The organism is bacterium (genome assembly GCA_024224155.1).
Taxonomy (GTDB): Bacteria; Acidobacteriota; Thermoanaerobaculia; order Multivoradales; family JAHEKO01; genus CALZIK01.
In genome coordinates, this window is record JAAENP010000005.1 from 78,613 (window position 1) to 92,287 (window position 13,675).

At 65.7% G+C, this 13,675-nt stretch carries 13 protein-coding genes; 11 read left to right on the plus strand and 2 right to left on the minus strand.

Going from position 1 to position 13,675, the window contains the following annotated elements; translation table 11 throughout:
- Positions 1–3 precede the first annotated feature (3 nt).
- The 5 genes from GY769_00730 (at position 4) to GY769_00750 (ending at position 6,892) form a co-directional block, all read left to right on the plus strand.
- Complete coding sequence (locus tag GY769_00730) at positions 4–4,638, plus strand: DEAD/DEAH box helicase (GenBank protein ID MCP4200441.1); 4,635 nt, start codon at positions 4–6, stop codon at positions 4,636–4,638.
- Between the two features lie 71 nt (positions 4,639–4,709).
- Positions 4,710–5,300, plus strand: coding sequence for a sigma-70 family RNA polymerase sigma factor (locus tag GY769_00735; GenBank protein ID MCP4200442.1), 591 nt, complete (start codon positions 4,710–4,712; stop codon positions 5,298–5,300).
- The gene (locus tag GY769_00740; GenBank protein ID MCP4200443.1) at positions 5,297–5,704 is read left to right on the plus strand and encodes a hypothetical protein; all 408 of its coding nucleotides are present in this window, start codon (positions 5,297–5,299) and stop codon (positions 5,702–5,704) included. Before GY769_00735 ends, GY769_00740 begins: the two co-directional genes overlap by 4 nt.
- Positions 5,701–6,123 carry a hypothetical protein gene (locus GY769_00745; GenBank protein ID MCP4200444.1) on the plus strand — a complete coding sequence of 141 codons (423 nt, stop codon included), beginning with the start codon at positions 5,701–5,703 and terminating at the stop codon, positions 6,121–6,123. The genes GY769_00740 and GY769_00745 overlap by 4 nt, the downstream gene beginning before the upstream one ends.
- Before the next feature lie 163 nt (positions 6,124–6,286).
- Positions 6,287–6,892 carry a Spy/CpxP family protein refolding chaperone gene (locus tag GY769_00750; protein ID MCP4200445.1) on the plus strand — a complete coding sequence of 202 codons (606 nt, stop codon included), beginning with the start codon at positions 6,287–6,289 and terminating at the stop codon, positions 6,890–6,892.
- A gap of 57 nt (positions 6,893–6,949) precedes the next feature.
- On the opposite strand, the gene GY769_00755 is transcribed toward GY769_00750, so the two are convergent.
- Complete coding sequence (locus tag GY769_00755) at positions 6,950–7,414, minus strand: DUF1499 domain-containing protein (protein MCP4200446.1); 465 nt, start codon at positions 7,412–7,414, stop codon at positions 6,950–6,952.
- A gap of 67 nt (positions 7,415–7,481) precedes the next feature.
- Here GY769_00755 and GY769_00760 point away from each other — a divergent pair, with 67 nt between their 5' ends.
- From GY769_00760 to GY769_00785, 6 genes are all read left to right on the plus strand, one after another.
- Entirely contained in the window at positions 7,482–8,420 is a 939-nt protein-coding gene (locus GY769_00760; GenBank protein ID MCP4200447.1) for an MBL fold metallo-hydrolase, read from the plus strand.
- A complete protein-coding gene (locus tag GY769_00765; GenBank protein MCP4200448.1) occupies positions 8,417–9,604 on the plus strand; it encodes a M28 family peptidase in 1,188 nt (395 codons plus the stop codon). The genes GY769_00760 and GY769_00765 overlap by 4 nt, the downstream gene beginning before the upstream one ends.
- An 81-nt stretch (positions 9,605–9,685) precedes the next feature.
- Entirely contained in the window at positions 9,686–10,453 is a 768-nt protein-coding gene (locus GY769_00770; GenBank protein ID MCP4200449.1) for a 3-hydroxyacyl-CoA dehydrogenase, read from the plus strand.
- 17 nt (positions 10,454–10,470) lie between these two features.
- Positions 10,471–11,277 carry a symmetrical bis(5'-nucleosyl)-tetraphosphatase gene (locus GY769_00775; protein ID MCP4200450.1) on the plus strand — a complete coding sequence of 269 codons (807 nt, stop codon included), beginning with the start codon at positions 10,471–10,473 and terminating at the stop codon, positions 11,275–11,277.
- A 356-nt stretch (positions 11,278–11,633) separates the two neighbouring features.
- On the plus strand, positions 11,634–12,317 hold the full coding sequence (locus tag GY769_00780; GenBank protein ID MCP4200451.1) for a lipid-binding SYLF domain-containing protein: 684 nt from the start codon (positions 11,634–11,636) through the stop codon (positions 12,315–12,317).
- Positions 12,318–12,540: 223 nt separating this feature from the next.
- A complete protein-coding gene (locus GY769_00785; protein MCP4200452.1) occupies positions 12,541–12,825 on the plus strand; it encodes a hypothetical protein in 285 nt (94 codons plus the stop codon).
- A 79-nt stretch (positions 12,826–12,904) separates the two neighbouring features.
- Here the strand turns inward: GY769_00785 and GY769_00790 are convergent, their stop codons facing one another.
- Complete coding sequence (locus GY769_00790; protein ID MCP4200453.1) at positions 12,905–13,633, minus strand: DNA alkylation repair protein; 729 nt, start codon at positions 13,631–13,633, stop codon at positions 12,905–12,907.
- Positions 13,634–13,675: the final 42 nt, after the last annotated feature.

A 13,675-nucleotide genomic window follows, 5' to 3' on the forward strand; every position in this document is an offset into this window, starting at 1 on the left:
CCGATGCCGCCCGCGCCGGCGCCGCCGGATTCGGATATCGCGTTAGCCGCCTTCAACCGGACCACCAGGGCGTGGTTCGAGGCCAGGTTCGGAGCTCCCACCCAGGTCCAGAGCCTGGCCTGGCCGCGCATTGCGGCCGGAGAGCACGTTCTGGCCACGGCGCCCACCGGCAGCGGCAAGACCCTGGCGGCCTTTCTGTGGAGCCTGGACCGACTGCTGAGTGGCGCTTGGGAGGGCGGTTATCTGAGGGTTTTGTACATCTCGCCGCTCAAGGCCCTCAACAACGACATTCAGAGAAATCTGCTGGTTCCCCTGGCCGAGCTCGACCGGGCGTTCTCGGCAGCCGGCCGGGAAGACGAGCCGGTGCGGGTCGCTGTTCGCAGTGGCGACACGCCGGCTGCGGAGCGGCGCAAGATGCTGCGTACACCCCCGGAGATTCTGATCACGACCCCCGAGAGCTTGAACATCCTGTTGACCTCGCCGAGGGGCAAGAAGCTCTTCACCGGCCTGGAGACCGTGATCCTCGACGAGATTCACGCCGTGGCGGGGTCGAAGCGCGGCACCCACCTCATCACCGCGGTCGATCGACTGGTCGATCTCGCCGGCGAGTTTCAGCGAGTGGCCCTGTCGGCGACGGTCAAGCCGCTGGCCGAGATGGCACGCTTCGTGGGTGGTTACCGCCTGAGTCATTCGGGAGGCGAAGCGGTCTATACCCCGCGAGCGGTGGCGATGTTGGAAGCCGCCGCCCAGAAGCGCTACGACTTGCGCGTTTGCCGGCCCGAGGGCCTCGAGCCCCGGTCGCCGGCGGGGGAGGAGGCGCTCTCGGGAGAGCCGCCCGCGAACTTGTGGGAGGCGCTGATCACCAGTCTTCGCTCCGCCATCGAGGCCAACCGATCGACTCTGCTGTTCGCCAACAGCCGCCGCACGACCGAGAAGGTCACTCGGCTTCTGAACGAGGGCTCGCGGTCGGGTGCCGGTGGAGAGCTTGCCTATTCGCACCACGGCTCGCTGTCGCGCGAGCTGCGAGCCGTGGTCGAGCAGCGTCTCAAAGAGGGTCGCCTGCGAGCAATCGTGGCCACCAACTCGCTCGAGCTGGGAATCGACATCGGTTCGCTCGACGAGGTTCTGCTGGTCCAGACGCCGCCGACGATCGCCTCTGCCGTGCAGCGAGTCGGTCGGGCCGGCCATGCTGTCGGCGAAACCGCCAAGGCCAGGCTCTATCCGTTTCAGGGGCGCGACCTCGTCCAGGCCGCGGTCATGGCCCGTTGTGTCCTCGAGCACGACATCGAAGAGGTCAAACCCGTCCGGTGCGCACTGGACGTGCTTGCCCAGGTGATCCTGTCGATGACGGCGGGTCGGACGTGGAGCATCGATCGGCTGTTCGACCGGATTCGCGCCTCCCACCCCTACCGGCAGCTCTCTCGCCGCCGGTACGACCTCGTAGTCGAAATGCTCGCCGGGCGGTACGCGGACAGTCGGGTGCGCGAGCTCGAGCCCCGACTGGCGTTCGATCGGCTGGACGGCACGCTGCGCGCGAGGCGAGGCGTCGAGCGCTATCTGTACGTTGCCGGGGGGACGATTCCGGACCGGGGCTACTTCCAACTACGCCATCACGAGAGCCTGGCCAAACTCGGAGAGCTCGATGAGGAGTTCGTCTGGGAGCGTTCGCTCGGCGACACCTTCACCCTCGGCGCCCAGGCTTGGAGGATTCGCAAGATTACCCACAGCGATGTGCTGGCTTCGCCCTCCCGCAAGGGCTCGGCATTTGCTCCCTTCTGGCGAGCCGAAGAGCGCAACCGCAGTTATCACCTATCCGAGCGCATCGGCGAGTTTCTCGAGCGGGCCGACAGCAGCCTGGCGACCAGGAACGGATCCCGAGACCTGCAGGAAGAGCTCGTCGAGAAGCATGCCATGGAGCCGGCCGCGGCCGCCGAGGTGATCGAGTTTCTGGAGCGTCAACGCTCTGCCGCCGGCTTCGTGCCGCATCGCCACCGGTTGCTGCTCGAGAAACTGCCCGAAGACGACGCTGGAGACGGCCGCCGGACGTGGATTCTCCACACCGGTTGGGGCGGTCGCGTCAACCGGCCCTTGGCCCTGGTCCTGCCGGTCGCGGCCCGCGGGATGCTCGGCGAGAGCCTCGAGACCGATGCCAGCAACGACAGTCTCCTGATCACCGCCGGCGAGAGGTTCGATCTCTCCGGCTTGCTTGCGCGGCTCGCGGCCCAGCCCCTCGAAAGCCTCCTCAAGAGGAGCCTGGAGGCAACAGGACTCTTCGGCGCTCGCTTCCGGGAGAACGCAGGCCGGGCGCTGCTTCTGCCCCGCTCCAACTTGAAGCGCAGAGTGCCGTTGTGGCTGCAGCGCGAGCGAGCCAAGAAACTTTTGGCGACCGTCGCTCGTTACGGCGATTTTCCGATCGTGGTCGAGACCTGGCGGACCTGCCTCGAGGATATGTTCGACCTGGAGTCCCTCAAGGCGGTGCTGCAGGAGATCGAACGGGGGGAGGTGAGGCTCGACGAGGTCGCGACCTCGGAGGCGTCCCCGTTCGCCGCCGACATGATGTGGCGGGCGACCAACCGCCTCATGTATGACGATGATTCCCCCAGGCAACGTGGCTCGGGAGCCCTGAGCGACAGCGTCTTGAGGGAGGTCGTCTTCTCGGCCGAGCTCCGGCCGCGATTCGCCGAATCACTTCTGACCGAGTTCGAAGGCAAGCTCCAGCGCACGCATCCGGGCTACGCACCGCGCGATGCCCTGGAGCTGGTCGAGTGGGTCAAGGAACGCTGGCTGGTTCCGGAAAGGGAATGGCGCGCGCTTCTCGAGGCCGGCGAACGAGATGCCGCTGCCCGAGCCGACGTCGAGAGGACCCGTTCAGTCCCGGGTGATCCGGACCCCGGTGAGCCGATCGCTTCCTTTCGCGCCGCGGTCGCCGAAGCCTCGGCCAAGCTGGTTCGCCTCCGTTGGCAGGAGCCCGCGGTGTGCGCCCGAGAACGGCTCGCCGGACTGACTTCGGCGCTGGGAGAGCCGGCCGAAGTCCGTCAGCTGGCGGGCGACGAAGCGCTCGGCGCCCAGACCGATGCCGGCACGGCCACGGTCGAAGTGGATCAGATCTTCACCGAATGGATCCGGTACTACGGGCCGGTGTCGGAGTCCCGGGCGCGCCGGAGCCTGGGCCTGACGGTGAGCGAGTTCGAAGGTGTCGCCGGGCGACTGGTCGAACAGGGTCTTCTGGTCGTTGATCGCTTCAGGCGAGGCAGCGAAGAGGTCGAGCTCTGCGACGCCGAGAATCTGGAACGCTTGCTTCGAATCCAGCGCGCGCGGAGCCGGCCGCGCCTGGAGGCTCGGCCGATCGCCGAGCTGCCGTTGCTTCTGGCCGCGCGCCAGGGGCTGCTGGCTCGCGGTGGCGACCACCGCGACCTGAAACGCTCGCTGGACCGTTTGATCGGCTATCCGGCGCCGGCCCGGCTTTGGGAGTCCGAGATTCTGCCCGCGCGGCTCGATCCGTACTATCCGGCCTGGCTCGACAGTCTCTTTCAAGAGACCGATTTCCTCTGGCTGGGGTGCGGCAAGGAGAGGCTCTGCTTTGCCTTTCCCGAGGAGGTCGGCTTGGTTCGCAGTGTCGCCGCGGACCCGGAGCCCGGAGAGCCGGTCCTACCCAACCCATATGGCCGTTTTCGATTCGAGGAGATCGCCCGCCATCGTGGAGAGTCGCTCCGGGTCACGGCGGAGTTGCTCTGGAAGGAGGCCTGGCGGGGAGTGGTCTCGAACACGACCTTCGGCGCGGTTCGCCAGGGCGCCGCCTCTCGATTCGTGTTCGATGAGCGAAGGCTCGGTGCAAACGGCTCAACCGGACTGGAGCGTAGCCGGCGAGCGACTCGGCCGCCACGGCGACCGTCCCGCCGCCCGTCCTTGGACCGCTGGCGGCCGAAGGCGTTCTACACGGGGGACTGGTTCGCCGTCGACGGCGTGGTTTCCAGCCTCGATGATGCCGCCGAGACGGCGGACGCTCTGGACCGGTTGGAGACCGACAAAGATCGGGTACGCCTGCTCCTGGATCGATACGGGATCCTCTTCCGGGAGCTGTTGGCGAGGGAAACCGCCGCGTTCTCTTGGTCCGGGCTGTTTCGCACCTTGCGTCTGATGGAGCTCTCGGGAGAGATCGTCGCCGGTCATTTCTTCGAGGGCATCGCCGGGCTCCAGTTCGCGGCGCACGATGCCGTTCGCCTGCTTCGGGATGGCCTGCCGGCCGATGCGGTTTACTGGATGAACGCCGCCGATCCAGCGTCGCCGGCGGGCCTGGGGCTGGAAGATCTCAAGGGCACGCTGCCGGCGCGAATCCCCTCGAACCATCTCGTTTTTCACGGTTCGCGGCTGGTGATCGTCTCCCGGGGCAACGGAGGGCGGCTGGAGATCGCGGTGGCGCCCGATCACCCGGATCTCGAGCGCTACCTCGGTTTCTTGAAGAACCTCCTGACCCGGCGAAGCGAGCCTCTGCGGGCGATCGACCTCACCGAGATCAATGGTTCTGCGGCCGCCGAGAGTTCCTACGCGCCTAGGATTCGGGAGATATTTCAAGCGACGCGGGAGGGAGCGAAGTTGAGGCTCAGGAGACGCTACGCGGCCGAGACGAGGTCGATCTAGGCTGGGAACGGCCGTGTAACCACGATGGGCACTCGAGCATCTATCTCAACGGGTGGAGTATTCCGACAGCGATGGCAAGCAGCACTCATTGGGAACTCAGCTGGAACGCCGGGGTGACCCAGACAGGTTCAGCGAGTGAACGCGATCGCGAGGAGGCGGCTTGGATCGAAGCCGCCTGCGGTGGCGACAGGGCCGCTTTCGAAGCTTTGATAAAGCGCTACGAGCGGCGCGTTTTTCGTCTGGCCGGCCGGTTCTTTCGACGTCCGGAAGAGGTCGAAGACGTCGCTCAGGAGACGTTTTTCACGATTTGGCGCAAGCTCGACACCTACCGCGCGCGTGCGCCCTTCGAGCACTGGCTGACCCGGGTCTGTTTGAACTGCTGCTACGCTCGTTTTCGCAAACGTCGACCGGAGGAGACGCAAGACCAACCGTTGGACGTGCCGATCACCGGAGGGGATCCGGTGACGCGTCTCGATGTTGAGCGACTGGTTGCCGCGCTCGAGCCGGAGGATCGTTTCGTCCTGCAGCTGCTTCACGGCGAGGGCTGGACGGTTGCCGAGATTTCCCGGAAACTCGGTTGGACTCGATCTAAGGTCAAGGTCCGGGCGCACCGCGCGCGTCGGCGGCTGCGGACTCTGTTGACGAGGGGGTCGCTTGAATGAACTGTCGCACCTACAGAAAGAACCTGACCGCGGGTACCGCAATCGAGCCGGCGGAGTTGAAGCGACATAGGGACACCTGCCCACGGTGTCAGCTCTTCGGGGAGCGCTACCGGGCGGCCGAGCAGTTGCTGTCCGCACCCGCGGCAAATGAGCGAGACCAGCGGCCGCGCCCGGGCTTCGCCGCCGGCGTGGTCGCGGCATTGTCCGAGCGTCCGGACCCTCTCGCCTGGGCCGCCGTGCGCCTTCTGCCGGCGACCAGCGCTCTGGCCCTGACGCTTCTGGGCTGGTGCTGGCTGGCGACGCCGACGCCCGGAGAGCTCTGGGCGCAGGCCGGTGAGGACGAGCTTCTGACGTGGGTGCTGAGCGAAGACGACGACGGCCGGGAAGGACGGATCCCCAATTGAACAAAGGCATGGCGATTCTGGCGGCCGCCGCCCTCTTTGCCAGTGGTCTGGCGATCGGCGCATTGGGAGTTCATCTCTTCTACGCGCAGAAGATAGCCAGCGTGGGCGGACCCCCGATGCCAGTGGGTCCGATGTTCGAGCGCTGGCTGTTTCGCCATCTGGATCTCAGCGAGCGGCAGCGCGTCGAGGTGCGAGAGATCCTCGAGCGCAGCCGCGTCGAGGCCGATGAGCTGCGTCGAGAGATGGGGCCGCGAGTTCGGATCATGAACCGGCGAACCGCGGAGGCCATCTCCGAGATCCTGACCCCCGAACAACGCGAGAAGATGGAAGAGCTCATGGCGCGCCGGGAGCGACGCCAACGCGGACTCCGACCCGGTGAGGGCGGGCCGCCCGAGCGGCGCTTCGGCCGCCGCCCGTAGTGACTCGCAAGTCGGCATCCGGTCGGTAGCCGACCGGTATCCGACAGGTGCCGGACCGCATCCGCGCCACCAACGGCCGATGTAACCGCCGAGCCGATCGGGGCATCTATCCAGATGAGTGCGCGCGTGACCGATCGAGATACAGACGAAAAGGAGAAAAAAGATGACAGGACGAAGAACAATGCTGCCGATCGCTTTGGTTGCTCTGCTGTTTCTGGCGCTCGCTCCCGGCCAGGCCCTCGGCCAGGCCGTCGGCCAGGAAGAAGAGACAGCTTTCGAGCCCGGGTTCGGAGACAAAGGAAGCTGGGACGAGTGGGACGATTGGGGCAGGGGCCCCGGCTTCGGCCGCCGCGGCCACGGCAGAGGAATGAGGGGACCGGGCCTCCAGGGGCCGCAGGGACTGCACATGGCTCTGAGGAGCCTGGACCTGAGCGAGACCCAAAGAGACGAGATCAAGACGATCTTCGAGGCCGAAAGAGGCCAGATCGGTGCCTATCACGAGCAAATGCGTGATCTCGGAGCGGAGCTTCGCGAGCAGATCGAGAACGATCCCTACGACGAGGAAGCGATCCGCGCCAAGGCCGCGGCACTGGCTTCGCTGCGGGTCGAGATGGCCGTCTTGCGCGCCCGCCAGGCCGGCCAGGTTCGCGACCTTCTGACTCCGGAGCAACTCGATCAGCTCGAACAGGTGAAGCAAAAGCGCAGGGCGTTTCGTGAAGAGCGGCGCCAGCGCTTCGAGCAGCGCAGAGGGCCGCGCTCGACACCCTGATCGGTCGACAGCACTTTGCCGAAGCCCCCGTCCGAAGCCGGCGGGGGTTTCTTCGTCCTATTCGAGCTCGACGAACCTCGCGCGCAGAGCTTCGACGCGCTTGCGATTGGCGCCCATGTCTGAATAGCCGGTACGCGAGGCCGAGCGGATCTGAAAGCCAGGAACACCGTCGTCGTGAACGAGCTCCAGGTCGTCGACGAATCGAAAGAGCAGACTGGTGAACTCGGCATGCAGGTAGCCATCGTCGGACGTCACGATACGCGCCCTGGGCATGGCCTCGATGACTTGGGCCGCTCGCTTCATGGCCTCGTCGACCGGCCCGGGCACCAGCAGAGGAGCGACTTTCTGGCTCTCGCGCTCGGCCAGGCTCGAGACGCAGTTCGGACTCTCGGGACACGGCGCGAGCCGGCCGGCCGGAGCGCCGAGATCGTCGGGCGGCTGGGTTGTCATGCTCATGTAAACAAAGCGGCCGACCAGGCCAAGAGCCAGCAGGACGACCAGGGTAAGGGTAATTCGTAGCATAGATCGGATCTCCGGAGGCCATTCTAGGCGTAAAGTCTGGGAACCAGTCGGGCGGGAGATCAGGTCCTTGCGCTATCAGAACTCGAAACCCGAACACCGGCCCCATGGCCCGAGCGCGATCTTCCGCTGGGGGATCTGGGAGCCTCTGGTCGGCAAACGCAAACGCACTTCACCCGGGCCGGCGGCGACGCGGGTCGAGCCCGATCTCTCCCTGATTCACGCTCGCGACGAGCGCCCGCGGCTCACGTGGCTCGGTCATGCGGGCTTCTTGGCATCGCTCGGAGGTCGGCATTTCCTGATCGACCCGCTACTCTCGAAACGAGTGGCGCGGGTCTATCCGAACTTCGCGCCATCGACCCTCGACCCGCGCGACTGGCCGCCCATCGACGCCGTTCTCGTCAGTCACAATCACTACGACCATCTCGACCGGACGGCCCTCGAGGCGTTGCCTGGCGAGGTGCCGGCGCTGGTTCCGCTGGGCCTCGGGCCGTGGTTTGCGCGCTGGAGCCCGAGGCCCGTGCGGGAGTTGGCCTGGTGGCAGACCGCGGAGATCGCTGGCATCGACGTCACCATGGTGCCATCCCGACACTGGTCGAGACGTGGCGTCTTCGACGTCAACCGGTCTCACTGGGGCGGCTTCGTGCTCGAGGGGCAGGGTGTGGCGATCTATCACGCCGGCGACAGCGCCTGGTTCGACGGCTTTGCCGAGATCGGGAGCAGATTCCCGGGACTCGACGTTACGATGCTTCCGATCGGCGCTTATGAGCCGGGTTGGTTCATGGAGAACAACCACCTCAACCCAGAACAAGCGTGCAAGGCCTTTCTGGACACCGGCGCGCGCACCTTCGTCCCGATGCACTGGGGCTCGATTCGGCTCACCGACGAGACCCTGTGCGAGCCGATCGAGCGAGTGGAAGCCTGGTGGAGCAGGAACCGGCCGCGAGACGATCGCCGGCTGGTCCGGCTGAGCATCGGCGAGACCCTGGTGGTGGAGAAGCCAGGATGAATCGAGCGGCGCCAGTGGGCCGAGCGATTCGCGAGCGCGCGCTGCGACTCGCGTTTCCCCGCTATCCCGGAAGCGAGGGGGACAGGCGAGCCATCCAATTGGTTCGTTCCTGGTTCGAGGCCGAAGGACTCGAAGTGGCCGAGGAATGGTTCTCGTATGACGTGCGGCCCGCTTTTCGCGCGCTGCGTGCTCTTTTGCTCGGCAGCGCCGCGGTGGTCGCCATCGCGGCAATGCTGGGCCGAGAGCGACCGGAACTCGGGCTCGTCCTTCTGGGTCTGGTCTGGATTGCCGGAGCGGTTCTTCTGGGTTGGGCGCCCTGGCTCGAGCGTATCTACCGGCACGATGGGCCAACCGAAACCGCGAACGTAGCCGGCGTACGTCGAGCTGCGGGAGTGGGCGGCAAACCGCCCAGAATGACTCTGATCGTTCTCGCCCATCACGATTCAAAGTCGCAGAACCTGACCCTGCCCTTTCGCGCGGCATTCACCGGGGGCGCCCTCCTGGGTAGTCTCGCCCTGGGTGGCAGCCAGGTCGTGCGCCTTGCCGGCGGAGCGATTCCGTCGCTGTGGGCGCCTTTGTCGGCGGCGGTTGCGTGTACCTCTTTGATCGTCCTCTCGACCTTGCGCAGCGGCAACCGGTCTCCGGGCGGGGTCGACAACGCCGGCTCGGTGGCGATCGTGGCGGAGCTGGCGAGATGGGTTCCGCGAGAAACCCCGGAGGACGTCGAGCTGGTGTTTCTCTCTCCCGGCGCCGAGGAAGATCACATGGTGGGGGCGATGCGCTGGCTGGACGGACACGCGCATGAGTTTTCGGAACGGGACGTCGTGGCGATCAACCTGGACGGTGCCGGCATTCCCGGCCGGGTGGTTCTGCTCGAGCGCTTTGGGTTCGGCAGAAAGTTCTCTGCGCGTCTTTCCGGGGTCGCCCGGCGGGCCGCCGCGGAGCTCCGGCTGCCGGTGCGCGCCACGCTTCTGCCACCGGCCATGGGCGTCGACGCGATTCCCTTCGTCAACCGTGGCATTGATTGCCTGACCCTGGCGAGCGGCTCTCTGAGTCCGGCGGTCGCCGCGGTGCACTCGCCCCGGGACTGCGGCGAGAACTTGGACCCAGACGCCCTCGAGAAGGTCGCGCGATTGACCCAAATGATGATTCGCCGCCTGGCGGCCACCGAGCCGAACGACTAGGTGGCCTCGAAGAGAGCGCAGACCGCGCCCGTAGTGAAGGCCGATGGTATTTTTCGTCTCTTGAAGTTGGGAGGAAACGTCATGAAGGTTCGCGACAAAGCGTTTCTGGTCAGCGGCGGCGCATCGGGCTTGGGAGAGGCCACGGTTCGTCGACTGGTCGAGGAGGGCGCCCGGGTGGTAATCGCCGACTTGAACCAGGAGAGAGGAGTCGCACTTGTCGAGGAGCTCGGTGACGCCACCCGATTCTCGCCAACCGACGTGACCCAGGAGGACTCCGTCCGCGCGGCGATTGGAGTCGCCCTCGATGGCTTCGGAGGATTGAACGGTGCGGTCAGCTGCGCCGGTATCGGGACGCCGGGAAAGGTCCTGGGCAAGGAGGGCCCACATTCTCTGGAGCTCTTCACGAAGGTGATCCACGTCAACCTCATCGGCACGTTCAACGTCCTGCGTCTGGCGGCGGAGGCGATCGCAGACAACGAGACCGACGACGGAGGCGAGCGCGGGGCCATCGTCAATACCGCGTCGGTTGCGGCTTTCGAGGGCCAGATCGGTCAAGTCGCCTACGCAGCTTCGAAAGGCGGAGTCGTCGGGCTGACGCTGCCGAGCGCGCGCGAGCTCGCGCGCCAGGGTATCCGAGTGGTCACCATCGCGCCGGGGCTGTTTGACACGCCGCTCATGGCCGGGCTGCCCGAGAAGGCCCGTATCTCGCTGGGCGAGCAGGTGCCTTTCCCCTCGCGCCTCGGGCGTCCGGACGAGTATGCGGATTTGGTGTTGCACGTGTTCGAAAACCGGATGATCAACGGCGAGATCATTCGACTCGACGGAGCCCTCCGAATGGCCCCCCGCTAACTGCTGGCTCCGTGTCGATGGCAACCTACATCGTGGGTGATGTCCACGGTTGCTTCAGGACGCTCGAGCGGTTGCTGCTTGCGATTCCCTTCGAATCGGGAAGGGACCGCCTCTGGTTAACCGGCGACCTGGTCAACCGCGGTCCCAGCTCTCTCGAGGTCTTGCGTTGGGCTCGGGCCGCAAGCCTCGCGCTCGGTGATCGCTTCGTCGCGGTTCTCGGCAATCACGATCTGCATCTCCTCTCGACCGCGGCCGGTCGCGGTCGGCCGCATCACCGCGCGGCCTTCGAGCGCGTGCTCGAGGCCCCGGACCGCGATGCGCTGATTCAGTGGCTGGCGCACCGGCCGCTCTTTCACCGACAAGGCTCGGTCGCCTTGGTACACGCGGGGCTTTTTCCCGCATGGTCGCTCGAAGAGGCAGCCTCCCGGGCTCGCGCGGTCGAGATCGTCTTGCGCGACGACGCTCGCCGCAAGAAACTCCTGGACTCGATCGCCGATAGTGCGAAGGTGCCACGCGACCTCTATGCTTTTACCTCGCTTCGGCTCATCGATCCGAAGGGTGAGCCTTGCGATTTTACCGGTCCGCCCGACCAGGCGCCCCCTGGTTGCCTTCCCTGGTTCTCGCTCGCCGGCCGGGCGAGCCGCAAGGCGACGCTGGTGGCCGGGCACTGGGCCGCTCTGGGCCTGCACGTGGCCGAGGGCTTCCTTGGTCTCGACACCGGTTGCGTCTACGGGGGCGCGCTCACCGCGGTCCGTCTCGAAGACATGGAGATGTTCTCGGCTCCGAATTCGGAAACGGGATCGTCACCTGAACTCGCTAGCTGATTAGGAGAAAAACGGTCCAGGTCGCGCCCAGGATGAGTAGGAAACCGAATCCGAGACGCCATGCGAAAGCGCTCGCGCCTTGAACGAAGGCAAGCACTTGTTTTACGAGAGCGTTCGCGGTGAGCGCGACGAGGATCGAGAGCCAAGCGAGCTCGCTCGAGATGGAGCCCTGACCGTAGAGGTTGGCTGCGGACAAAGGCCAATGGCGAGGGATTCCGCCAGAAGGCGGAAATGGGCCATCTGGAGGATCTGCGATTCCATGCTGACCTGTCTCGAAAGGCTAGCATGCGGCCCCGTAATTGCAGAGAAGACGAGCACAGATCGATCCACTTGTAATGAGACGCCAGGAGGTTCCCATGATCAGACGTTTCAAGTCGTGTGCAGCTGTCATTGCCGCGTTTCTTGTGGCTCTTGCCGCCAGCGCTCCGGCTGGCGCCGATGCCCGTTTGGCACAAAAGGTCCAGACCGCGGAGGAGGTTTTTCGTGAGCTCCTCGCAACGCCCGACCACGAGGTTCCCGATGAGCTTCTGAAGAGGGCTCGTTGTGTGGCCGTGATGCCGGGAGTCGTCAAAGGGGCCTTTGGCTGGGGAGGCAAGCACGGGCGTGGTGTCCTGTCGTGCAGAGATGGCAAAGAGGGCTGGAGCGCGCCCGTTTTTGTGCGCATCTCGGGCGGAAGCTTCGGCTTCCAGGTCGGTGCGCAGGCGGCCGACGTTGTCCTGTTCTTGATGAGCGAGCGCAGCGTGAAGTCCCTTCTGAAGAGTCAATTCACGCTCGGGGGGGACGTCAGTGTGGCGGCCGGCCCGCTCGGCCGCTCGGCGGAGGCCAGCACCGACGCCAGGCTCAAGGCCGAGATCTACTCGTACGCCAAGTCGCGTGGTCTGTTCGCGGGAATCTCGGTCGAAGGGTCGCGGCTGGCGCCCCACAAGAAGTCGATGGTTCGCTACTATGGCCGGCCGCTCGACGCGCGCGCCATCTTGATCGACCACGAGATGCCCGATCTGCCGAGCGAAGCAAAGTCCTTCCTCGCGGCGCTGCCCTGAGCGCGTTGTCTCCTCGAGGGGACGATTTGCCGCCGCTTTGCTCTGGGTGATTCTCGGCAACGTACTCAAATCAAAGCGCTTAGACTTTCTGGCATCGGCCTTGCCCTACGGATGGGCGGAGAGAAAGGAGGTCAGCCGATGAGAGCCCAGGTCATGTTCACCGCTCTGCCGCTCATGATGGTGGCAGCAGAGCTTCGGTCACACGGCAAGGGATTTCCACGAATTGAGGCGAGCCTACTCTCGAGCGGCGTTCACCATGCACGACGTACATGCCTTCCGCAAGATCGGTCGCGAGTTCGACAGGCTCTCGGATGCCATGTACGACCTCGAGATGAACGCAGAAGATCTGTTGGGTCGTGTTCGCCCGGCGCACCGCCGCTATCGAGATTGGGATGGCGACTCCGATAGTGACTCGGACAGCGACCGCTACCGCCCGCGGCGTTCTCGTCGGCACGCCCGGATCGTCCTGCCGCGAGTCCGGGTGTCTTGGGACTGGCTCGACCACTAGCAAACCGAGCCCGAGCGACAGCTAAGGGGCGCCGGCCTCCGGGTCGGCGCCCCTTTTCTTGGCCGCGAGGACGTGCCGATCAGCCCTGGTGGTCGCGGGCTCGCTTGAGAGCCGTGGCCTGTCGTGCCGGCAGGTACTTCACCGCTTCGCGAAAAGTGACACCCGATGTTCTCGCCACGCGAGACTCGAGGAAATCTGCAACCAGGTCTGGCTCTTTCTTCGAGGTCTCGCGCAGAACCCAGCCGATCGCCTTGCGGATGAAGAACTCCCGCTCCTCGAGCATGAGGTCGGCATAACGAACGAATCTCGACCAGTCGCCTTCGCCGCGCCGCAGCGGTAGCAGGAGCGCGAGCAGGGCCGAGCGCCGGATCCAGAAGTCATCGGCTTCGGCCCAGCGGTCGAGAATCTCGGCCGCCTCCGGGTCGCGGTCGACGATCGGCCCGACCACGTGCACGGCCAGCTCGTCGACGTAGGCCCAGCTGTGGGAGTGCCGCAGCATCCATTCGATCGCGTCGAGGTCGCGCGTTTCGAGGAGATGCCAGCGATTCTTGAGAAGGATCCCGGCCACAGAGCGGAGCTCATGGACCCGTCGCTTCCACAGGGCCTGGGAAAGGCGGACGAGATCCGAGCGGCTCAGCTTCGGATGCAGCTTCAACCAGGACGCGACCGCCCGCCGCGCGTCGGGTTTGGTGGCCCCGAGAAAGCGCAGGTCGCTCTTGAGATAGCGTTTCTCGCCTTTGGCGCGTTCCGGCGTCGCGCCCGCGGCGAGAGTCTCCTTGAAGAAGTCGATTTCCTGGCGGATCTTCAGCACGAAAGCGGGGAGAAGGAGCCATGCCTAGACCTGGCACCC